This is a genomic window from Mesorhizobium sp. C395A (assembly GCF_030323205.1).
Classification (GTDB): Bacteria; Pseudomonadota; Alphaproteobacteria; order Rhizobiales; family Rhizobiaceae; genus Mesorhizobium.
Map to the genome: position 1 here is coordinate 1,994,995 of NZ_CP100473.1, position 20,417 is coordinate 2,015,411.

Annotated in this window: 21 protein-coding genes; 4 read left to right on the plus strand and 17 right to left on the minus strand. The window is 60.0% G+C overall.

The window, feature by feature from the left end:
* Positions 1-21 precede the first annotated feature (21 nt).
* Positions 22-468: an NUDIX hydrolase gene (locus NLY37_RS30765; protein ID WP_198024935.1), complete on the plus strand. Its 447-nt coding sequence runs from the start codon at positions 22-24 to the stop codon at positions 466-468.
* On the opposite strand, the gene NLY37_RS09940 is transcribed toward NLY37_RS30765, so the two are convergent.
* The 16 genes from NLY37_RS09940 to NLY37_RS10010 form a co-directional block, all read right to left on the minus strand.
* A complete protein-coding gene (locus NLY37_RS09940; RefSeq protein ID WP_023741395.1) occupies positions 415-960 on the minus strand; it encodes an AAA family ATPase in 546 nt (181 codons plus the stop codon). The genes NLY37_RS30765 and NLY37_RS09940 overlap by 54 nt on opposite strands.
* Positions 954-1,292, minus strand: a complete 339-nt coding sequence (locus NLY37_RS30770; protein WP_084558935.1) for a DUF3850 domain-containing protein — start codon at positions 1,290-1,292, stop codon at positions 954-956. The genes NLY37_RS09940 and NLY37_RS30770 overlap by 7 nt, the downstream gene beginning before the upstream one ends.
* On the minus strand, positions 1,282-3,423 hold the full coding sequence (locus NLY37_RS09945) for an NAD(P)-binding protein (protein ID WP_198024937.1): 2,142 nt from the start codon (positions 3,421-3,423) through the stop codon (positions 1,282-1,284). Before NLY37_RS09945 ends, NLY37_RS30770 begins: the two co-directional genes overlap by 11 nt.
* Positions 3,424-3,746: 323 nt before the next feature.
* Complete coding sequence (locus NLY37_RS09950) at positions 3,747-4,325, minus strand: hypothetical protein (RefSeq protein WP_286442238.1); 579 nt, start codon at positions 4,323-4,325, stop codon at positions 3,747-3,749.
* 28 nt (positions 4,326-4,353) lie between these two features.
* Positions 4,354-4,599 (minus strand): HGGxSTG domain-containing protein, encoded by a 246-nt coding sequence (locus NLY37_RS09955; protein WP_084558936.1) that lies wholly within the window; start codon positions 4,597-4,599, stop codon positions 4,354-4,356.
* Complete coding sequence (locus tag NLY37_RS09960) at positions 4,508-5,131, minus strand: hypothetical protein (protein ID WP_023741398.1); 624 nt, start codon at positions 5,129-5,131, stop codon at positions 4,508-4,510. Before NLY37_RS09960 ends, NLY37_RS09955 begins: the two co-directional genes overlap by 92 nt.
* Positions 5,132-5,160: 29 nt before the next feature.
* A complete protein-coding gene (locus NLY37_RS09965; RefSeq protein WP_156933920.1) occupies positions 5,161-5,400 on the minus strand; it encodes a DUF6074 family protein in 240 nt (79 codons plus the stop codon).
* Positions 5,401-5,529: 129 nt separating this feature from the next.
* Positions 5,530-5,706: a hypothetical protein gene (locus tag NLY37_RS09970; RefSeq protein ID WP_023741400.1), complete on the minus strand. Its 177-nt coding sequence runs from the start codon at positions 5,704-5,706 to the stop codon at positions 5,530-5,532.
* Positions 5,703-6,608, minus strand: a complete 906-nt coding sequence (locus NLY37_RS09975; RefSeq protein WP_023741401.1) for a helix-turn-helix domain-containing protein — start codon at positions 6,606-6,608, stop codon at positions 5,703-5,705. Before NLY37_RS09975 ends, NLY37_RS09970 begins: the two co-directional genes overlap by 4 nt.
* Positions 6,609-6,800, minus strand: a complete 192-nt coding sequence (locus NLY37_RS09980) for a hypothetical protein (protein WP_023741402.1) — start codon at positions 6,798-6,800, stop codon at positions 6,609-6,611.
* Positions 6,797-7,036: a helix-turn-helix transcriptional regulator gene (locus tag NLY37_RS09985; protein ID WP_023741403.1), complete on the minus strand. Its 240-nt coding sequence runs from the start codon at positions 7,034-7,036 to the stop codon at positions 6,797-6,799. The genes NLY37_RS09980 and NLY37_RS09985 overlap by 4 nt, the downstream gene beginning before the upstream one ends.
* A gap of 299 nt (positions 7,037-7,335) precedes the next feature.
* The gene (locus tag NLY37_RS09990; RefSeq protein ID WP_023741404.1) at positions 7,336-8,679 is read right to left on the minus strand and encodes a tyrosine-type recombinase/integrase; all 1,344 of its coding nucleotides are present in this window, start codon (positions 8,677-8,679) and stop codon (positions 7,336-7,338) included.
* Between the two features lie 338 nt (positions 8,680-9,017).
* Positions 9,018-9,545 (minus strand): DUF2569 family protein, encoded by a 528-nt coding sequence (locus tag NLY37_RS09995; protein ID WP_245270208.1) that lies wholly within the window; start codon positions 9,543-9,545, stop codon positions 9,018-9,020.
* A 167-nt stretch (positions 9,546-9,712) separates the two neighbouring features.
* Complete coding sequence (locus NLY37_RS10000) at positions 9,713-10,405, minus strand: TetR/AcrR family transcriptional regulator (RefSeq protein WP_023741406.1); 693 nt, start codon at positions 10,403-10,405, stop codon at positions 9,713-9,715.
* Positions 10,406-10,474: 69 nt separating this feature from the next.
* Positions 10,475-11,902 (minus strand): amidase, encoded by a 1,428-nt coding sequence (locus NLY37_RS10005; protein ID WP_023741407.1) that lies wholly within the window; start codon positions 11,900-11,902, stop codon positions 10,475-10,477.
* 97 nt (positions 11,903-11,999) lie between these two features.
* The gene (locus tag NLY37_RS10010; RefSeq protein ID WP_023741408.1) at positions 12,000-13,034 is read right to left on the minus strand and encodes an extracellular solute-binding protein; all 1,035 of its coding nucleotides are present in this window, start codon (positions 13,032-13,034) and stop codon (positions 12,000-12,002) included.
* A 285-nt stretch (positions 13,035-13,319) separates the two neighbouring features.
* On the opposite strand from NLY37_RS10010, the gene NLY37_RS10015 reads away from it, so the two are divergent.
* From NLY37_RS10015 to NLY37_RS10025, 3 genes are all read left to right on the plus strand, one after another.
* A complete protein-coding gene (locus tag NLY37_RS10015) occupies positions 13,320-16,295 on the plus strand; it encodes a caspase family protein (protein WP_156933921.1) in 2,976 nt (991 codons plus the stop codon).
* 444 nt (positions 16,296-16,739) lie between these two features.
* A complete protein-coding gene (locus NLY37_RS10020; RefSeq protein WP_023681482.1) occupies positions 16,740-17,507 on the plus strand; it encodes an NAD kinase in 768 nt (255 codons plus the stop codon).
* Positions 17,508-17,699: 192 nt separating this feature from the next.
* Positions 17,700-19,313, plus strand: a complete 1,614-nt coding sequence (locus tag NLY37_RS10025; RefSeq protein WP_031196539.1) for a DEAD/DEAH box helicase — start codon at positions 17,700-17,702, stop codon at positions 19,311-19,313.
* A gap of 166 nt (positions 19,314-19,479) precedes the next feature.
* Here NLY37_RS10025 and NLY37_RS10030 read toward each other — a convergent pair whose 3' ends face one another.
* Complete coding sequence (locus NLY37_RS10030; RefSeq protein ID WP_023715781.1) at positions 19,480-20,373, minus strand: LysR family transcriptional regulator; 894 nt, start codon at positions 20,371-20,373, stop codon at positions 19,480-19,482.
* Positions 20,374-20,417 lie beyond the last annotated feature (44 nt).

Consider the following 20,417-nt stretch of genomic DNA (forward strand, 5'->3'; position numbering starts at 1 on the left):
GATTGAAGGAGCTCCCAGTTGGTGAGATGGATATACAAAGTCGGTTTGGCTGCGGAGCGGAATGGCCGCCTCCTGGTTGCGCGCAAGCGCGGTTCCGGCATCTTTATCTTGCCGGGTGGCAAGCCGGAAGGAGACGAAAGCGATCTTCAAACGCTTTCCCGAGAGATTCACGAGGAGCTAGGGTGCGGAATTGAAAAGCTGAACCTAAGAGGTATCTTCACTGATGTGGCAGCAGGAACTTCGGACGCGGTTGTCGTCGTTCGGCTCTACTCGGGGCAGTTGGTGGGAGATCCACACCCATGTTCAGAAATTGAAGAACTTGCTTGGGTCGACATTAGGAGGCCAACCCTGAGGTTAGCGCCAAGTATTAAGAATGGGATTCTTCCATTCCTTCGTAAAAAAGGGAGGAGTAGTTCACGCGCGCAGAGAATCGATGATGCGCAGCAAGGCGCGCTCAAGATCGTCTAGGGAGCCGTCGTTAATAATCCGGTGTTCTGCCGCCGCCATGACGCCGGCCAGACCTAGGTTACTCATTTCGAACTCGTCACGTTTCGTCAGGGCATCAGCATCGAGAGGGCGCAGCGCCCTTACCGCGAGACGACGTTCTCGCTCGGGTTTCGCCGTTTCAACCGCAATCCGAACAACTCGGTCACAACGCTCTAGGTAGAACTGGTACTCTTCTACGCAGTAAATTGCGTCGACCAATGCATTACGACCCGCGGAAATGATGCCGTTTATGGTCGGGAAAGCGAGTTGGGCGAGCACCGCCATGCCGCCAAAAGCCCGCAGCTCTTCTCGAACCAACCGTTCGTTCTGCGGCGTCGCCGCCATACCACGGCGCGCCACTTCCGCGGTTACAAAGGAACCGACGTAGATCCTCGCGCCTTCGCCAAGACGTTCAAGAATCTCAAGTGTTGTTGTTTTGCCGGCTCCGGCCAAACCGCAAACTGCGATTAGCATAGGGGTAAAGCGTCGGAAAGAAGCGAGATGCTGAGTATACAAAACTCAGGATTGAGCGCTTGCTCTGACAGAGCACATGGCATATCTGCCGAAGTGATATATGTGATAACTGCACGCTGCGACTGTCCCGTGTACTCGCCCCGATCAGGATCAAACTCCCGCAGTAACAGCCGGTCGCCAGAGCGAAATTCTCGATCCGTAGCGCGTCGAAGATCGTGGCGCTTCTCTCCACGCGCAATCGCAGCGAAAAACTCGGGCCAACATTTAAGATCGTGGGTCACTGCCCGTACGCCGGCAGGTGCGTTTTCGGTTCGTTGTGCCTTATGGAGCATCGACCAAATTCCTAGCTGATTGTGTTGTGGACTTCGTACTCACAGGCGCAAGGTCTGAATGATCGTAATTTAGCACGAATTCATCCGTGGTCGATGGCGGTTTCACGTTGCTAACAATCTCCAACGCATTCGTTCCGGTGTCAGACTTTGCAGCACTCACCACCGCGTTACAGACTCTTCCTGGCGCAAAATTTCGAACTCGTCCAAGAGCGGATCCGTCTGCGGCATCGATGGCACGGACAGCGCTTTCGACGATGAGGGCAAGCTCCGCGAGCTCGGTGTCCTTTAACCAGAAATCAGCATCTCGACTGTCGAAATAAAGAACGGCAGCGACCGGACTAGGGGCGAAATGCTTGTTGTCCGGCTGGATAACCGGCATCGCAAAAACGAAACTGACGTCCTCTCGCATTTTGCGAGCAACTGATCCGAGCTGCAGTTGCTCCATACCGATTTGGATATTCTGCCGGGCTATCCCACGTGGTGTACGAACGATTTTGCGGGTCTGGTATGCCGCTCCGATAGTCAGCGCCGAGGCGACAATAGTGCGTCCGGCAGTGGCCGACGCATCAAGCAGCCCCTTGCCCACATAGTCACAAGCCTGCTGAAGTAGGTCGTCACCATTCAAGGACAGCGTGCGATGCAGAGTCACGCGAAAGTGTTCTGCATTCGGACGCATGCGCGAGATGGCACCGGCGATGCTTCCACTAATAGTGGTTGCCAACAGCGCGGTAGGACCTGGCAGATACTCTTTCCGCCATTGGCGGCGAGCATCGTCTGTCGTCTGGTTTGCGTTTGTTAAGGTGCCCTCGAATCCAAAGTATCCACCTGGCCAATGGCTTCTGGCCTGCTGTAGGCCATAGGAGTCTGGGTCCGTCTTGCGTCGCTGAGCGATCTTATCATGCACCTCAGGGGGCAACGATTTGCCGATCTGCGCTAAAGGTTTCACGCCGTGCCGTCGGACGACTTGGTTTCTAGGGATTCCAAACCGAGCGGAGATAGCGCGTTCCGACTCCGTTGTAGGCGAGAACCCACCGCAACGGTAAAGTAGATACACGAGCAGCGCATTCTGGAAGGACATTCCGCTGTTGTTAGGCTCTAACAGGTCGGCAACGTTCCGCACTTTCAACTGCAGCACAACATCAGTGTCACGTCGCAACCGATGGCTGAGCTCGTCCACGACCGCGGCCATATCCTTTTCAAACTCAGCACCCGAACAAACGAGCCTCTCAAATTTGTCGAACAGCCCGGTCTCGTCTTGCAGGAATTCATTTCTGAGATCGCGTAACCGCTCCAACAGCAAACCGCGACCTACGAAGAGTTCGTCGAGAATGCGATCCTGACGAAACTGTGAGATTCTGATACGGAGTAGGTCGATCATAGCCCCGTCGCCCTGCCCCGATAGGAGGTATGTGCGACGCGCCTCTTCCAGATTTGGCTGCCCAAGCGTCTCATTGCGCCAATAGGATGGTTCTCCCGCTTCAAGACCGAACCCCACAGAGAGTACGACCGCATCATAGGTTTCCGACATCCCCTGCGCTGCGCCTTCGCCAAGGATGCGCCCGTCGGTCGCGTGGCGTTCTTCTCCTACCCATTCAATTCGGGCTTTCCGGCTGTCGGTCGACGATCCCGTGATTTGAAGATGCCTAGCGTTGCAGAACACCCGGAGGTGTTCACGGTCAGCAGCGATTTTCGCCCATTCACCAAGCACTTGTACAACGACATCCGAGGAGCGCGCAGCCGTCCAATTTAGAATAGGAAGCATCGCCGCTGCGGCCTCACTTCCCTCCTTTGGCCAATCGTAGATATGAGGATGAAGCCACCGAGTGTCGCTACCTTGCTGTAAAGGAAGCAGGGAGTCTCGTTGCTCGAACACGTCAATTGCGGCAACGGAACCCTTTCGTAGGAGGGCGGCGGCAAATGTGAGCCCTGCGAAGCCGGCACCGACTACCGCAACGCGCGATGTTGTGGTGGTCCTGGTGGGCACTATTTCAGTTTCGATCATCGCCCAAGCAAGGTTCAGCGCACGGGTTTGTTGTGCCAACACGGTAACGCGTCTATCAAATGAGCCGATAAGGTACAGCGGCGGTTTTTCTGTAAGCCGATGCGCGCTGATCATTTCCGCAGTTGTCAATCGCGGTACTGTTGCCCTGTTCCGGGTATCAGCGCCCCGATTGGCGGTGGCGTGAGCGACCAAAGATTGAGGATGAATGTGCGACATTTTGCCATTTCGCGCAAAACTGAAAGATAGTTTGCTAGCCGATCGCCTTCAGGACGTCGAGTGGTTTCGTCCAGCTTGAACAGCTTAGTGATTTACCGGATGCATTTTCGTATTAGCCTGTCCAAGCAGCGATAAGGACAATCGTGAGGGTATAAGATCTAAGCAGCAGTCAAAAGCGAATATGCCTCCTACAAATGTTGCCGGTTGGTTGCTTCGGATTCGACCATCGTAGAGTGCTACAAAAGCCCGGTGAGCCGGTCCATTAGGTGCAACATCCCAATTTCCAGAATATGTTCGTAGTGATCGAACTTTGCCTCAGCGTTGTCATATGTTCGCTGCCGCATCCATTTCGGCCTCGGCGGAAAGTCCCACTCGTCAGGATCGAACGAGCCGATTAAACAGAGGCGCCCGCGGATCTTAGCTTGTCCACGATGGGCTCTATCCGTCTGATCGAGAAACTGAGACTGATATGCGACCTGTCGATCCCAATGTTTCTTCGACGCAAAGCTGGCGGCGCCGGGCGGCATCCAGAGCACCGAGACGGGTATGTGCCGACGCGGGCATGCGAAGTACCACTGATGGCCACCGAAGTGTCGCGGCATTGGCCATAGGAGTATCCGCTGCGTTTCGCCATCAATGCCGATATGCAACCAGCCATTCTCGGGATCGCTCATGTCGGCCGAGATTGTGGCGGTTGCCCGTTGTTCACAGCTATAGCCATCTGTCCAGCAAACTGAGGAGCACCGATAAGAACCAGGCGTTATGACGTCACTTCGGATCAGTCGGTTCATGTCGAGCTTGAGCCCGGCTTCCAACGTCGCTCGTTGACGATATCTGGACATGTCACTCGACCGCTTCAATGGTCTCGTTAATTTCCGCGAGAAGCTGGCGAAAACGCCGACGTCCGGCCATTGCCTCAGCCGAGTATCTCCCATGCTTGAAAGCGTTGCTGTTGCCTTTCGGCGCTCCGGGAGATTTCCCGCCGTGCAACCTACACCTACCGTTGGGCATTGCCGGTGATTTGCACGGGTTGGCTGACCTCGTCCTCGCGCCGCATCGTGGGCTGGAATGCATCTGAAAGCTTTGCATGGGGTTGATCCTCGATTTGGTTGGTGGCCCCTCCCCCCTCCTGCGCGGAGTTTACATTCCCAACGACCGCTTGCCCGCCAGAATGGACGTGCACATGCTCGACCGTCACCCTCTGCTGACCTTTGCCCCGATGTCGGTTCAGTGCTTCCAGTAGCGTCGCATAGGTACGCGACAGCTTGTTTGCTTGGCTGAGGTTTTCCTTACGGCTTTCAAAAGTCTGATCGCCAATCATCGCACGCCTATAGCATTCCATCGCGGCGTTGTGGGCTGCGATCGCTTGAGCAGCTAGCATTCCTTCCAGTTCGTCTCTTGGGGCGATACCCATCAGGGCCGCAACCGTAGCAGTTAATTGCTTGTCCCGTTCTTCAGCGCTTGAATTCTTTAGCCAGAGAGCGTGGATGGCCTGGTTGGCGATCAGGTTGTTCCAGACATCGGATTTAGATCCACCAAGGCTATGCAGACGACCCGGCGGTGCGTCGGGGTCGACCTGAAGGGTAACCGCGTTGTCTCTGCACTGCTTAATGGCGGTCATGTGCCCACACTGTTCGGTCGGAGATACAGTCATGCCGCGTCGCCATCGTTCTGGACCAGTCGCCCGCTGCACTCGCCTTGCAATGGCGCCGATGTGCGACCGGAATTCAGATTCTGCCCCCCCTTGGTGAGCTGCCCGACAAGGGCTGCCGCTGTCTGGCGCCGATAGTGGTCAGCGCCCTTCCCTTTCAGGTTGGCCAGGGCTTTCGCGGCCTTTCGAATTTGTCCAACGCGCCGGCGCATGTGGGAACAGATCACCTTGTCAGGCATGTTCAGCCTCAATTGGCCGATTGCCACGTAAGCCACTGTTTCTGCCGGAGGGCGTTCTAGCAACTGCCGCTTGGTCGGTTGGCACGGCGGCGTAGTCAAATCGCCGTCCGAGTGTCACATGGTTTTCAATCATGCTCGCCTCAGCATCGGAACGATGTGAGGCGTATTGTTCGGCTGCTGCATATGCCGTTCGCGCCACATGCGTTTCGCGAGACCGGGAATGGCACTGATAATCTTCGCGGTCGGCCGCGTTGCTGCCCATGCGAAGAGGTCGAGTTGGGCCGTATCGTGCTTGCGCTTTTTCATGCCGCGTCTTGCCTCCGTTGACCTCGAACAATGGCCAGGGTCAGCCGCCCGGTTGCGAGCAGCGTCCTCATTCGTTGCAATGTGAGCGGACCGAGCCCGACGTCGGCGAATAGATTCGACATCATCGCGGCCAATTCGTCTTCGCTGGATGGCGAGGGGAACGGGATGTGCAGATCGTCGGATTTTGCAGCCGCATACCCGTTTTCAGAAACAGCGTTGCTGTAGGGTTCTTCCCCTTCAAAGCTAATAACTACTTCAGGTGTTCTCCTAAGGTGTTTGCCCGACATATTTGTCTGTTCGGGAGGGGACACAAATGTCGGCTCGACAACAGCTCGACCCGACATATTTGTCTGTTCGAGCGATGCCCTTTCACCTTGTTCTCGTTCGGCCTTCCTCTGATCGCGCAGGTGGTCCTGGTAGTCATCGATTCCCTTCGTGACCTGGGCATTGGACAGGAAGACATAGCGATTTGACTTGTTACGGTTGTAGCGCTTGATGTCGATCCATTCGCAATGCTTGAGAGCTTTGACAGCGCGATCTGCTGTCTTCGCATCCTTGAAGCCCAAGGCGTCGGCAATCGTTTGATATGAAGGGTTGCACTGGAGCGTCGAGGCGTTGACGCATTGCAACAAATAGGTGGCCGTGTTCTTGGCTGAAGGGGTCATCTCCTTACGATGGTCCCGCAGGATCCAATCGATCATGTCCAGCTTGGCACTCGTAAATGCGCTGATCTCGGCGGCGGTCGGCTTATCGGGGTTCCGCGGCGTCGGCAGCGCTCCTCGAGAATCTTCGATGGTCATCCTGGGCGCAATTTCCGTTGGAATGGCCGGGCACTCGGCGGCGGAAATCGCATCGAATGCCCGCTTCAATTCCTGGATTGGAGATTTCTTCCTGATCTCCATTCAGCCGGCCCTCCACATCGCCAGATTGTGCTGTGCCTCAGAGGCCTGTTTTGGGCTAAGGCCGTGATGGCGCAGTGCTGGTATAGCAGCACCCCCGATATGGCGCGGAGTTTCCGACAAGAAGCGAATGCCGCGCTCGACACTGGCGCTGTCACAGGCGGCGTGGTCGTCGCTGTAAAGGCCGGTCATCATGCCACCGCCTTAACGGATTGTGCAGACTCCCAGGCTTCGATGTCGGCAAGGCGCCAATAGCGATAGCGCCCGATATAGAACGGCTTCGGGAAGCCCAGCGTCTCGTCCTTCACCCAGCGCCAGAGCGACATCGACGAGACGCCGTAGCGCCGCCAGACTTGGCCGGCGGGAAGGAACTCGGACTTCGGATTATTTTGTGTGTTGCTTGCTGCTGCAGTCTGGGGCATAAAAACCATGCGTGAGGAATCCTTGCGCAAAGGGGAGACACACCTTTCGGGTGTGATTTCTGATTAAAAAACAGCCGGGCAGCTTTCCTAGGGCGAAGCCCGGCTGTTTCAATTTCCGAACCAAATCAATCAGCTCGTTAGCTCACACGTTACTAATGTGTGATTCGGCGTGCAAGCACTGCGTTCCTTAATTGTTCTTCAATACCCGGTTTCCACAGCGAACTTGCACCAAACGACACCAAACGACGCCAAGTTCACGAAACGACACGAACTTCCGGGAAAAGTTACGAAGATTTTCTGTGGACAAACTAGGCGAGCGCCTGCGGGAATGGCACCACATTTTGCGCCGCCTTGGCTTCTACAAGCTCGATGACGAACCGCCCCCACACGTCGAGCGAGGCCCGCTTCTCGTCGGCGTAGTCATCAACCTGGTAGATCGCGGCTATGCCCCGAAACGAACCGGACTTGTGGTTGAGTACCTTCTCCGTCACTTCCATCCGCACGCCTAGGCGCTGCATGCCAGCGGCAACGGTGCGGCGGATGTCATGCAGTGTCCAATCGGCAATCTTTGTCTCGCCGGCACTCTTGGCCATGAGCTTGTCGACGCGCAGTTTCATCCTGGAGAAGCCGCTGATGGGGCTTTCGCCGCCGGTGGTGAAAACATAACCCGCCTTGCTCTTGATGCGTGGCACGGCGCGCAAGATCGCTAGAGCCTCCTTTGACAGGGGCACCACATGCGGCTCGCCATTCTTCGACCGCGCTGCCGGGATGGTCCATTCGGCAGCCTCCATGTCGATCTCGCCCCATGTCATCTCTGCAACCTCGGAGCGGCGCTGTCCGGTCATGACCAACAGTTGCAGGAACAGCCCGAACGGCCCCCGGCCCGCTGCGCCGTCATAGGCTTTGCAGGCCTGCCACAACCAGCGCAGTTCATTGTCACTGGAGCCGGGGACTTCCTTGCGCCGCGTCAGGATGCGGTTGCGGCTGTTGTTCTCCTCGGACGGCGCCTGTAGGTCCGTCATTGGCGATGCTGTCAGGATGTCCTTGCCAACTGTCCAGTTGAAGAACTTGCGCAGCTCCGCAAATGTGCGGTTGGCGCCGATCGGCGCCGTGGCGGCGAGCTTCTCCAGATGCTCTCTGATGTCGCGGCGGGTGACGTCCTGAATGCGCTTGTCGCCCCACAGGCCGACAGCGCGCTCAGGATTGGTGATCCACTCTCCATCCTGTAGGCGCATACCTAGGAGCCGCGCCTTCTCGGTCTCACCCCGGCGCTTGAATGCATACTCTTTGAGGTAGCGTTCGACCACGGTCTGGAACTTGTCCCGGTCCTCGTCCTTCACCTCTCGCTTCGCGGCCTGCTTTTCGGCACCGGGATCTTCGCCCCGGCGAACGCGATCTAGTATGTGCGCTGCTTCCCGGCGGATGCGGGTCAACTCTTCGCCGGCAGCGTCGGCGTCGTCACCGAAGAGAGAATTGCCAAGTGTGACCTTTTTCGGGATGCCGGAGGCCCGGTAGCGAACTGCCCAGGATTTCCGGCCGGTAGGCTGGATCACGAAATAAAGACCAGTCAAAATCCCGTCTGCAATTTCCCGTCGCTTGGAGGGGTCAGCCTTCAGCTTGAGAAGAGACGCCGCCGTAAGTGCCTTTGCCATGTCCGATCCCACTGGGTAACATTGGGGTAACAAAATGCGCGTGTTATGCTCCGTTACCCGATGTTGATAGCATATGAAAACAAACGCCGCGAAGCAAGGCAGCGCAAGGCTTTGAACAGGATTGGATGTTCGGTCTTGTTAGGCGCCGTTACCCTGAGTTTCAGGTTTTGTAAACCGAAGGTCGGCGGTTCGATTCCGTCCGGGGGCACCACCCTTCGCTCTTCGAGCTTCGGGTGGCAGGCCACTCGAAGCTCGTTAGTCGAAGGAGGACTGCCGACGGTTCTTATTCGGCGGAGCTGGCAGCACGACATCAGGCCAACTCGCAGCCGTCGGACCTTCTAGGAAAATGTCGCAGCCTGTATGGCCGCCGTATCGCCGAACGTGTTTCTCACCCTGACCGACCTGTATACATAAGCGGCCCAGATCCCTGTGACTATGAAGGATGCCAAAGGTGTAACCAGAGCCCCTCCGGCAAGCAAACGGTTTACCGGGACACCAAGCACAGTCGATATCCAAACTGTGTCCAGTACGAATAAGAGAGGGATCGCGAACCACAGACATATGAACAGCTGCGGAAAGCGGTGGCTTCGCCGCAGCATCGAAACAAGCACGACCAGCTGAAGCATCAGAAATGCCAGATTGAGGGCTGCCTCGCCATAGATGGCCAAGGCCCCGTTGGGCACTGTAACAAGCTGTTGGTAGGTTTTGACCAGACTGGCCATATCGACAAGTGTGCGCAACGGCAAAAGGGACAGACTGATCGCCAGCAGGATCAGCCAGCCGCCGAACCCCACGAGGTCATCTGGGCTCTGTGAGGATTTGCGCGACGACCGGACGGCGAAGAAAACCGGCACACCAATCAGCAACAGAAGTATCGCCCAATGCCACATCTACCCACCCTCGAATGCATCCTTAGGTTGTTTAAATCGCACCTCTGGATTGTGCAAGCATTTTTACAGAGATCAAGGCATCGTAGAGATTTTCGGGTTTAGGTTTGCAGAGGACGCTTTCCGTCGCTCGCAATGGCCGCATCTCACCCCAAGGAGTCAAAATGCCGCGGAAAGGCCTCGTGCAGCAGGAGCAGCATGGTCTTGCGCAGCACGTCGGTGTCGCGGCTGGACGGGTTGAGATGGTCCCAATACCAGGCGCCGTGAACCAGATAATTCAGGCTCTCCGACAGCGTGTCTATGTCGACGCCGGTGTAACCGCCGCTGCGCGAAATCTCGATCAGCAGTTCGCGCGCTTCGGCCGTGTAGGCGAGATCGCTGGGCAGGCCTATCTCGTTGTAGATCTGCATGCTCTTGCGGTCGCTGGAGAACACGACGAAGACGGAAACCCATTTCGGATGCTGCCGGGCAAAGCGCTGCGCGCAGTCGACCGCGCCCAACACCCGCTCCACCGGCGACAGGCCGGGCGCCCGCACCAGCGTCAGCCACAGCGCGTCATATTGGTCGCTGAGATATTGCAGCACGGCTCGGAACAGGTTCTCCTTGCTGCGAAAATGGAAGACCACCAGTGCGTTGGACGAGCCGACATGCCCGGCAATGCGCTGCATGGTGACGCTGGCCAGCCCCTCCTCCGCGATGAGCTCGATGGTGGCGTCGATGATGCGCTGGACGCTCGCTTCGCCGCGCTCGCGCCGGCGGTCCTTGGGCGCGGCGTCGTTCGCCGCACCCTTGGCCGCCTTGCTTTTTCCCGCATCCGGAGTGGCTATGCGTTGCGCCATTGTCGTCAGGCCTTTCCCCGGCGGCCGAAACATCCCGCCGCTGCCTTGGCATGCCGGCGCCCTGCGGACTCACAGCGCCGGGCGTGTCCCGGCATTCGTGTACCACTGACCACGAGCCGTCTCATAGGCCATACCCGCCCGGAACACGTCAGCGTCGCTATAGGCGGGGCCGACAACCTGGATGCCTGTCGGCACGCCGTTGGCGGCGCGGCCCGACGGGATCGACAGAACCGGGCAGCGGCTCAGCATGTTGAACGGCGTCGTCATCACCCAGCCCAGCGACGGGTTCACCTCTCGTCCATTGATCTCGACCTTGCCTTTGGTCTGATCGAATTCCGCCGGCACTGCGGGAAGCGCATTGGTCGGGCAGATCAGCACATCGTATTTTTCCAGCAACGGCCCCAGCGTCTGGTACATCCTGGCCGCCACGTCCAAAGTTGCGACAAAGTCCGTGGCCTTCGACTTCTGGCCGTCCTGCGCAAACTGCCTGGCATAGCTGGTCATGTCCTTGCCGTGCTTGGCGAGCAGCGGCGACAGCGAGGCGCCGAAGAGATGTTCGAGATAGGCCATGCCGGCCTTGAGCACCTCGTCGCCCCAGCCGAGGTTCACCTCCTCGACGGTGGCGCCGAGCGAGCGGAACACATCGCAGGCAGCGAGCGTGTTCTTGCGCACGTCCGCATCCACCTCGAAGGACCCGAGATCCATGGAGAATGCGATCTTCCAACCCTTGATCGGCTTGTAGTCGAGCGGCAGGCGCAGTTTCGGGCGCAGCGTGGCGATGTCGAGCGGGCTCGGCCCGGCCATGACGTTCTGCAGCAGGATCGCATCCCCGACGTTTCGGGCCAAGGGCCCGGTGTGGCAGTAGAAATCGAGATTGAACGGCGGCTCATCGGGATTGCGGCCGTAAGGCGGCTTGAAACCGACCAGGCCGCAGGCCGAGGCAGGGATGCGGATTGAGCCCGCTATGTCCGAGCCGGTTGCGATCGACGACGTGCCGGAGGCCAGCGTTGCCGCCGAACCGCCCGACGAACCGCCCGGCGTGAAATCCGGGTTCCAGGGGTTGCGCGTGACGCCCCAGCGCTTCGACCAGGTATAACCGGCGCAGCTGAATTCCGGCGTCGCCGTGCGGGCATGGACGATGCCGCCGGCCTTCATGACACGCTCGTTCATCGTCGAGGTATGGCCGCCAAGCGCGTCCCCGGACAGCAGCGACCCATGCGAGGTCGGCTTGCCCTTGATGTAGCTCTCATCCTTGATGCCGATCGGCAGGCCTTCGAGCGCACCAGTCCTGGCGCCCTTGGCGTATTTCGCCTCGGCTTTTCTGGCGAGATCCATCGCCTCGTCGAAATGCGTGAAGGTAAGGCAATTGATCGTCGCCTTGGTCGCCTCGGCGCGGCGGATGGTGGCCTGCATCAGTTCCACAGGCGACAGTTTCTTCGCCTTGAACAGCCGCAACGCCTCGCTGGCCGGCATGTAGCAAAGGTCGAGATCGGACATCGAAAATCTCCCGCGGCGGCTTTACGGCATCTGGCATTGGGGATGGCCGAGCCGCGATGCGCGGCCCGATGTTGGTCAGCTTCGGCCGGCGGCGCTGCTATTTCTGCAGATCGGTCCAGATCCTGGTGTAGAGCGCCTGGACGTCGGCGGGACAGGCCGGCATGAATTGGCCCTTGTCGGCAAATTCGGCCGGAACATCCACTTCGGGCGCGCCCTTCATATCGGCCGGCAGGAAGGGCTCGGAGCCCTTGATGCCATTGGCGTAGTGCGCGAAGGCCGAGATCATCGCTGCATTCCTCGGGTCCATGATGAAATTCTGGAAGAGCTTGGCGTTCTCGACGTTCTTGGCATCCTTGAGCACCGCGACATTGTCCATCCAGATTGGAAAGCCCTCCTTGGGATAGCCGTAGACGATCTTGTCGTTCTCCAGCCGCTCGCGCAGCGATATGCCGTTCCAGTTGACGCCGGCGGCAATGTCGCCCCTGCCGAGACCGTCAACGGCAGCGTAATCGAGCGACAGCCATTTCGCTTTCGCCTCGATGAGCTTGTCATGCACCTTCTTCAAAAGCACCTTGTCGTCGGTGCAGTACTTACCGCCCTCATAGGCAATGGCGAGGAACATGATGTCCCCCATTTCGGGCACGACATTGATCTTGCCGACTAGTTCCGGCGGCGGATCGAGGAAAATCGCCGAGGTGTTCGGATCGCCCGCATAGACCGATTTGTTGACCGAGATGCCGGTCGTGCCCCATTGCCACGGCACCGAATATTTGCGGCCGGGGTCGAACGGCACGTCGACCCATCTCGGATCGACGTTTCTAAAGTTCTCCATCGTGTTGGGATCGGTTTCCAAGAGCAGGCCTTCGCTGATCCAGATCGGCATCACGCTGGCCGATGGAACGACGATGTCATAGCCGGAAGCGCCCTGGCGGACCTTGGCCAGAGCCGTATCGTTGGAGTCGTAGTCGGTGACGGTAACCTTAACCTTGTAGGTTTCCTCGAACTTCTTGATCAGGTCCGGGCTGGTGTAGTTGCCCCAATTGTAGATTTGGAGTTCGCCCTCGGCGTGGGCAATGCCGGTCATCGCCAGCAGCGCCAGGCCGAGCGCCGTCGCGGTCGATTTCAACTGCATGCTTATGTCTCCCATTGTTGGGACCGGCGGGATTGCGCCTCGAGTCCCTAAGTTCCCTTCGTCCTGGTGATCATTCACCGGCGAATGCCGGCTGACCAACTCGGTATGTCGGGCAACGGTATTAATTACTAAACATACAGTCAATATCTTTTAGCGACACAACTGCATCATCGGCACCGGCAGTGCGCCGGCGAAGCCGACATGATATGGTCAAGGTTGGGCCATTGATGAATTGGGGCAAGCCGTGGCGTGAGCGCCGCAGCCTGCAGGGCTTGGATCACGGTCATGCGCCTTTTTCTGGCGGTCGTGCTGCTGATGACCATGGCGCTCTTCTCCGCTGCGCGCGGCGAAGAGCGGATAGCGCTGGTTGTCGCCAATCCGGCCTCTGAGGGCTCACGGACAATCGTCAACGCCGACCTCAGTGCCGAACTCGTTGCAGCGACACTACGATCGCTTGGCTTCACCGTCCGGCAGGTGTCGGATGGCGACCGCGCCGATGTCGCGCGCGCCATGCATGATTTCGCCCAATCCCTGGCCAATCCGGACTCCGTCGGCATCTTCTACTATGTCGGCCACACCGCGCAGGCCAACGGCAGGAACTATTTACTGACGCGCGGCACCCGGATCGATTCAAAGGAAACGGTCGACCAGACGGCATTGCCCCTCGATCTGTTCATGCAGGCGCTCGAGGCAACCCCGACATTGAAGGTGGTTCTGCTCGACAATCCCGGCGATGGCCACAACCCTACTTCCGGCGTGATGCAGGGTCTGGCGGCGGTCAATCCCCTCACCCACGCCATCGTCGCTCTGTCGGCCAAACCCGGAACCGTTGCACTGGACGAAGCCCGCCCCGTCACCGTATTTGCCGATGCGCTCACCGCTGCGCTGGTCAAGCGCGGCGCGGACATAGCCATCATCCTCGCCTCGGTCAGGCAAACCACTATCGACAAAACGTCAGGCGCCCAGTGGCCATGGATGTCATATGGCCGCTCGGCAGACGCTGCCTTTGTGCTGACGCCGGACCAAGTGGCCGGCGCGGCACCGGCGCTGCCGCTTGTGCCGGAACCGGCACCGCCGGCGATGGCGAGCGGCGGCTACATCTCCCGGAGTGGGGGTTGGCAGCCTGACGGCAGCGACTACGCCGATGACAGCGGTCAGGAGCCCTACCCCATGGACGTTGCACCGGGCTCCGGCAGTCCCGATGCCGCGATGGGCGACAGCGCCAATGAGGCGGCGCTCTACGAGGAATACAAACGCCAGGAACAGCAGCGCCAATTGCAGGAAGAGCAGGCTCGGCAACGATACGAAGAGGAAAAGCAACGTCTTGAAGACGCGGCTGCGGCCGCTGCCCAGAACAATCTCGGCGGGACCTATCCGCAGGATGGCGAAGCCACCGGCGCCGAACCGCCCCCCGATAAGGCAAGGATCCCCCCTGAGGATGGCATGACATCGGCCCCGCCACCCACGACCGGCGCCGAAAGTCCGCCGGAGGCGCAGGCGCCACCGAAACCAGCGCCGCCGCCCATCGACCAGGCGCAAAGCCCTCCTTCCGGCGGCGCCCTTCCACACCCCGAGACGGGCGCTGTCAAGGTGGTGCGCCATCCAACCATCGATGCGCCGGATGAGATTGTCGCCGGCGAGACGGTGACCGTTTCGATCGCCCTTACCGAAGAGCAATTCACGCCCGAAGTGAAGGTGAAGGCAGCGCCGGGCTCGTCGGTGACGGAAGATGGCGCCCTGGCCATGGCGATGCCGGCAGGAGCCGAGCAATGGCCGATCGACATCGATCTGTTCGCCTCCGGCTTCGATCTCACCGACGGCGGCAAATGGAGCCGACGGACGACGCTCTACCGCCAGGGCGACAGCGACTTCGTCCGCTTCGACGTCAAGGCGCGGCCGATCGCCAAGAACAGCAAGCCGTCCCAGTTCATCGCACGCATCTACAGCGCCGGGAGGTTCCTCGGATCGGCGTCGCGGTCCGTTGTCATCCGTCGCACAGCGCCTGTCGAGGCAGCCGCTCCGAGCGCCACAGCCGAACGCTCCGCAGCACCTGCCATGCTGATGCTGGCCGCTACACCGCCGCAACCGGCGGTGACAGGCGATGTCACGCTTGGCGGCGCGGGCGGCGATGACGTTCCCGATCTCGACGTGACCATCCTCTATGACGATCCGAGCGGGCTGGGTTCGGGGCAGATCATCATCCATTCGCCGCATCTGGCCGGTCCGGTGACCGATACGTTCTCGACGCCACCTGAGATGGCGGCGTGGCTGGACTCCGAATACCGCCGCCTGCTGCAGCTCGGCCTGAGCTTGCGCGGGGCCGTTTCGCTGCAGCAGCCTGCCGCAAGCAGCGATCCGGGGACGCAAAAGCGCTTTGTCACGCTCGCCGCCGAAGGTTTTGGCGATGCGCTCTACCGCGACTATGTGCCGAAAGCGTTCAAGGACGTGTTCTGGTCGCTGCGCGGCAAAGGCGAACTGCATTCGATCCAGATCACCTCGAACAGCCCGACGCTGCCCTGGGAATTGATCCGCCCGCGCAGCGCCGACGGCGCAACCGCCGACGGTTTTCTCGGCATGGGCTACCGGCTGGCCCGCTGGGCTCCGCGCAGCAGTGCCTCACAGGTCGACAACCCGCTCGACCGCATGACCTTCACCGGCGTCGCGGCCGTCGCGCCCTCCTATGTCGACAAGCAGTCGCTGCGCTTTCAGCAGGACGAGCTCGCGGCACTGAGCAAGCTTGCCGGCTACCGCCGCTTCGATGGCGATTTCATCTCTTTCGAGAAACTGGTCGGCGAAGTCTCGACCGGTTTCATTCATTTCTCCGGCCATGGCGAGGTCAACAAGCCGAGCAGCGGCCGGCCGGTCTTTGCCATCGATCTCGTCGATCAGTCGCTCGACCCGGATACATGGGCTGCGTTGGTCGCGACCGCGCATGGCAAGGGCAATCCGTTCTACTTCTTCAACGCCTGCGACACAGGCCGTTCCCAGATGCTCGGCGGCTTCGTGCAGGGCTGGGGTCCGGCGGTGTTGGCGGGCGGCGCTTCCGGCTTCATCGGCGGCATGTGGCCACTGACCGACCGCGCGGCAGCGGCCTTCTCGACCGATTTCTATGGCGGCATCAGCACGCGGATCAAGGACGGGCCGGTCTATCTGGCCGAGATCCTGCAGGATGTCCGCAGAGAATTCTACCAGACCGGCGATCCGACCTATCTCGCCTACACATTCTACGGCAACGCCAATCTGAGGATTGTCGGGCAGTAGGCGACGGATCGTCGTTGGCGGATTGGCTTCGCCTACAATGCGTTTTGCGGGCATGGCACGCCGGCGCCGCCGCAGCGTGAGGCCATCGGCCTGGAGCTCATGTCTTCGGACTGCCGCACAAGCTCCGCAAAGAGAAGGGCGAAACTTCCCATCACAAGGAAGACGATAATCAGGCGTGTCACCGGCAATAGACAGGTCTCGACTGGCTAGCCCCCCAGCCACCCATCCTCTGTCGGCTAACATGATCGATCAGGCTTTACGAGTGCTTAAGCTCGCACTTAACCATCACATTCGCCGTTCCGGCGACATGAAGCGCGAGCCGCCGATTTCGTTTCGCCGCGGCCGCAACTGGCCCGGACGATGCCTCCCTTTGCAGATGCGCTTGCCCATGCTACCCCACGCAACCGCCGCCGACCGCCATCGGCCGACCGCCATCGGAATGTCATGAGCAAAGCCAATCTCGCCTTCGTCTCCTCCGACACTGCCGATGCCAAGGCGGCGATGGAGAGCCTGTCGGCCCGCTATGGCCAGGCATCCTTCGACGACGCCCAGGTGGTGGTGGCACTGGGTGGCGACGGCTTCCTGCTGCAGACCTTGCGCGACACGATGAGCACGGGAAAGAAGGTCTACGGCATGAACCGTGGCACCATCGGCTTCCTGATGAACGAGTACCGCGTCGGGGGCCTCACCGAGCGCATCGCGGCCGCCGTCGCCGAAACGATCCGCCCGCTGGAAATGCTGGCGTTGACGCATGAGGGCGAGACGGTTTCGGCACTCGCCATCAACGAGGTGGCGCTGTGGCGTCAGTCCTACCAGACGGCAAAGATCCGCATCACCGTCGACGAGCAGGTCCGCATCGAGGAACTGAACTGCGACGGCGTGATGATCGCGACGCCGGCCGGCTCCACCGCGTACAATCTTTCGGCGCACGGGCCGATCCTGCCGCTGGATGCGCCGTTGCTCGCGCTGACCCCGGTCAGCCCGTTCCGGCCGCGCCGTTGGCGGGGTGCCTTGTTGTCAAACAAGGCGACCGTACGCTTCGATATTCTGGAGTCGGAAAAGCGCCCGGTGAACACCGCCGCCGACCACACCGAGGTCAAGGCGGTGGCTTCCGTAACGGTCCGCGAATCGCCGACTGCGACGGCAACGCTGCTGTTTGATCCCAACCATTCGTGGAACGAACGCATTCTCGCCGAGCAGTTCCGCTATTGAGCCGGCGCAAAGAGTGACTACCTAATTAAGCATCGCGATTAAGCTTACGTTTTCACAATCGTGCCAATCCCGCCCGTTTCTGTTGACAAATCGCGGGCTTGCGCCTAATCGCAATACCAATCTTGCAGGCACGCTGTGCTTGCCGCGACGGATGCCGTTGCGCTTCCCCGAACCAGCCAAAGACAGCAACTCTTGTCCTCAGACACCACGACCGCTCTAGAAGCGTTGACCTTTTCAGACCTCGGCCTGTCGCCCAAGGTCCTTTCCGCAGTCACCGATGCGGGCTACACCGTGCCGACGCCGATCCAGGCTGGCGCCATCCCGCATGCCTTGCTCGGCAAGGATATTCTGGGCATAGCACAGACCGGCACCGGCAAGACGGCTTCCTTCGTGCTGCCGATGCTGACCCGCCTCGAAAAAGGCAGGGCCCGTGCCCGCATGCCGCGCACGCTGATCCTCGAGCCGACGCGCGAGCTCGCCGCGCAGGTCGAAGAGAATTTCATCAGATACGGCAAGAACCACAAGCTCAACATCGCGCTGCTGATCGGCGGCGTCTCCTTCGACGAGCAGGACAAGAAGCTGGAGCGCGGCGCCGACGTGCTGATCGCCACGCCCGGCCGTCTGCTCGATCACCGCGAGCGCGGCAAGCTGTTGCTCAACGGCGTCGAGATCCTCGTCATCGACGAGGCCGACCGCATGCTGGACATGGGCTTCATCCCCGACATCGAGCGCATCTGCGAGATGATCCCGTTCACCAGGCAGACGCTGTTCTTCTCAGCGACCATGCCGCCGGAGATCACCAAGCTCACCGAGAAGTTCCTGCATGCGCCGGTGCGCGTCGAGGTTTCCAAGGCGGCATCCGCTGCCACCAACATCATCCAGCGCCTGGTCAAGTCCGGCTCCAAGCCGTGGGACAAGCGCGAGACGCTTCGCAATCTGATAAAGGCCGAAGACGCCGAGCTGAAGAACGCTATCATTTTCTGCAACCGCAAGGTCGAGGTCGCGGAGCTGTTCCGCTCGCTGCTGAAGTATGATTTCGACGCCGGCGCCCTGCATGGCGACATGGACCAGCGCGCCCGCATGCAGATGCTGGCCAATTTCCGCGATGGCAAATTGCGCTATCTCGTGGCGTCCGACGTCGCCGCGCGCGGCCTCGACATTCCCGACGTCAGCCACGTCTTCAACTACGACGTGCCGATCCACGCCGAAGACTATGTCCACCGCATCGGCCGCACCGGCCGCGCCGGACGCTCGGGCAAATCCTTCACCATCGCCACCAAGTCCGACACCAAATACATCGACGCCATCGAGCGGCTGATCGGCAACAAGATCGAGTGGCATGACGGCGACCTGTCGACCGTGGTCGCCAGCGAAGGCGGCGAGGACGAAGCGCCCCGCCGTGGCCGTGGCGCTCCGCGCCGCGCCGGCCGCAAGGACGAGGACCGCAAGGCCCATGATCGTAAGGAGGGTGGCGAGCGCAAGCCGCGCGAACGCCATGCCAAGCGCAGCGACGACGCGCCAGCGGCAGATGCCGCGCGCGAGGAACAGCCGGTGGTAGCCGAAGCCGCGGTCGCCGACATCGGCGAACGGCATCAGCGCAAGGAAGCGATCCGCTCCGAAAACAGCGACCGCAAGGTCTCCGATCGCAACAACGAGAACCGCGCCCCGGAACGCGGCGACACAAGGCCGCAGCGCGCCAGCAACAGCCGCCCTGCCCGCGGCAACAACCGCGGTGAAGACAATGACGGCACCGTCGGCTTCGGCGACGACATGCCGGCCTTCATGAAGATCGTCGCCAAGGTCTGATTCCATGAGCCGCGGCGTCCCGAGGACGCGCGGCTTTCCTGGACGCGATTGGGATGCGAGATCTGGAGCCCGCTCAGGATCAATCAGCGCCATGCGCGGTAATCGCAAGACAGGCTCGATCTGCCCGATCTCTTCCGGCCTGGAGCGCTTCAAATACCCGTCGATGCTACAGGCTTTTGAGTTCCAGGCGGGATGCCAATAAATCCAGAAATGCCCGAACCTTGGCCGAAGATGACCGGCCTTCCTGCCACAAGGCATGGATCGGCACCGGTGCCGGCTCGAATTCCGTCAAAACCAGTTCGACGAGACCGTCGTCGACCAAATGTCTTATCTGCCACAGAGGCGAGAAGCCCAAACCCAGTCCGTGGATTGCGGCGGCATAGACCGAGGTCATCAGATTGGAGCGAAAAGTGCCTGCGACCTTCACGGTCCGGGGTTTCCCGTCGATCTGAAACGTCCATTCACCTGGACGCTCGTTAGCGGTTCTGATGATGCAACTGTGCTCACTCAGCTGGAAGGGATGGGCCGGCCGGCCACACCGCGCGAAATAGGAAGGCGCGCCGAACACAACGCGCCGCAACGCCCCCAGGCGTTTGGCTTTCAATTTGGAATCCGGCAAATCGCCGATGCGTATTGCCAGGTCGAGACCTTCGGCGCCAAGATCGGCAAATCCATCGGAAAGTTGAAGATCGACCTCGACCCGGGGAAATGTCCGCATGTATTCCGCGATGACAGGCATCAGGACGTTCGGGCCAAACAGAACCGGCGCCCCGATGCGCAGGACGCCTGCCGGCTCCGATCGTTGATTGATCGCCTGAAGTCTTGCGTCGTTTATTTCGTCAACCGCGGGTTTGATCCGGTTGAAAAAGGCTGCTCCGACTTCACTCGGTGTCGAGCGACGCGTTGTCCTGTGGATCAGCTCGACGCCGACTGATTCCTCCAGTGCCGCCAGGGACCGGCTGACCGACTGCAGCGAGCGGTTCAGCCGATGTGCGGCAGTCGTCAGACTTCCATGCTCGACGATCGCGATGAAAGCCTCGAAATCGTCCATCCGGCTCATGTATTCTCCCGATCTTCGACATAATATATCGCAAAAACGGGTAA

Excerpts from the sequence above, each read along its gene's own strand:
- NLY37_RS09940 (WP_023741395.1), bottom strand. The coding sequence starts at position 960 with ATGCTAATCGCAGTTTGCGGTTTGGCCGGAGCCGGCAAAACAACAACA.
- NLY37_RS30770 (WP_084558935.1), bottom strand. The coding sequence starts at position 1,292 with ATGCTCCATAAGGCACAACGAACCGAAAACGCACCTGCCGGCGTACGG.
- NLY37_RS09955 (WP_084558936.1), bottom strand. The coding sequence starts at position 4,599 with ATGCAAAGCTTTCAGATGCATTCCAGCCCACGATGCGGCGCGAGGACG.
- NLY37_RS09960 (WP_023741398.1), bottom strand. The coding sequence starts at position 5,131 with ATGACCGCCATTAAGCAGTGCAGAGACAACGCGGTTACCCTTCAGGTC.
- NLY37_RS09965 (WP_156933920.1), bottom strand. The coding sequence starts at position 5,400 with ATGCCTGACAAGGTGATCTGTTCCCACATGCGCCGGCGCGTTGGACAA.
- NLY37_RS09970 (WP_023741400.1), bottom strand. The coding sequence starts at position 5,706 with ATGAAAAAGCGCAAGCACGATACGGCCCAACTCGACCTCTTCGCATGG.
- NLY37_RS09975 (WP_023741401.1), bottom strand. The coding sequence starts at position 6,608 with ATGGAGATCAGGAAGAAATCTCCAATCCAGGAATTGAAGCGGGCATTC.
- NLY37_RS09980 (WP_023741402.1), bottom strand. The coding sequence starts at position 6,800 with ATGATGACCGGCCTTTACAGCGACGACCACGCCGCCTGTGACAGCGCC.
- NLY37_RS09985 (WP_023741403.1), bottom strand. The coding sequence starts at position 7,036 with ATGGTTTTTATGCCCCAGACTGCAGCAGCAAGCAACACACAAAATAAT.
- NLY37_RS09990 (WP_023741404.1), bottom strand. The coding sequence starts at position 8,679 with ATGGCAAAGGCACTTACGGCGGCGTCTCTTCTCAAGCTGAAGGCTGAC.
- NLY37_RS10000 (WP_023741406.1), bottom strand. The coding sequence starts at position 10,405 with ATGGCGCAACGCATAGCCACTCCGGATGCGGGAAAAAGCAAGGCGGCC.
- NLY37_RS10005 (WP_023741407.1), bottom strand. The coding sequence starts at position 11,902 with ATGTCCGATCTCGACCTTTGCTACATGCCGGCCAGCGAGGCGTTGCGG.
- NLY37_RS10010 (WP_023741408.1), bottom strand. The coding sequence starts at position 13,034 with ATGCAGTTGAAATCGACCGCGACGGCGCTCGGCCTGGCGCTGCTGGCG.
- NLY37_RS10015 (WP_156933921.1), top strand. The coding sequence starts at position 13,320 with ATGCGCCTTTTTCTGGCGGTCGTGCTGCTGATGACCATGGCGCTCTTC.
- NLY37_RS10020 (WP_023681482.1), top strand. The coding sequence starts at position 16,740 with ATGAGCAAAGCCAATCTCGCCTTCGTCTCCTCCGACACTGCCGATGCC.
- NLY37_RS10030 (WP_023715781.1), bottom strand. The coding sequence starts at position 20,373 with ATGAGCCGGATGGACGATTTCGAGGCTTTCATCGCGATCGTCGAGCAT.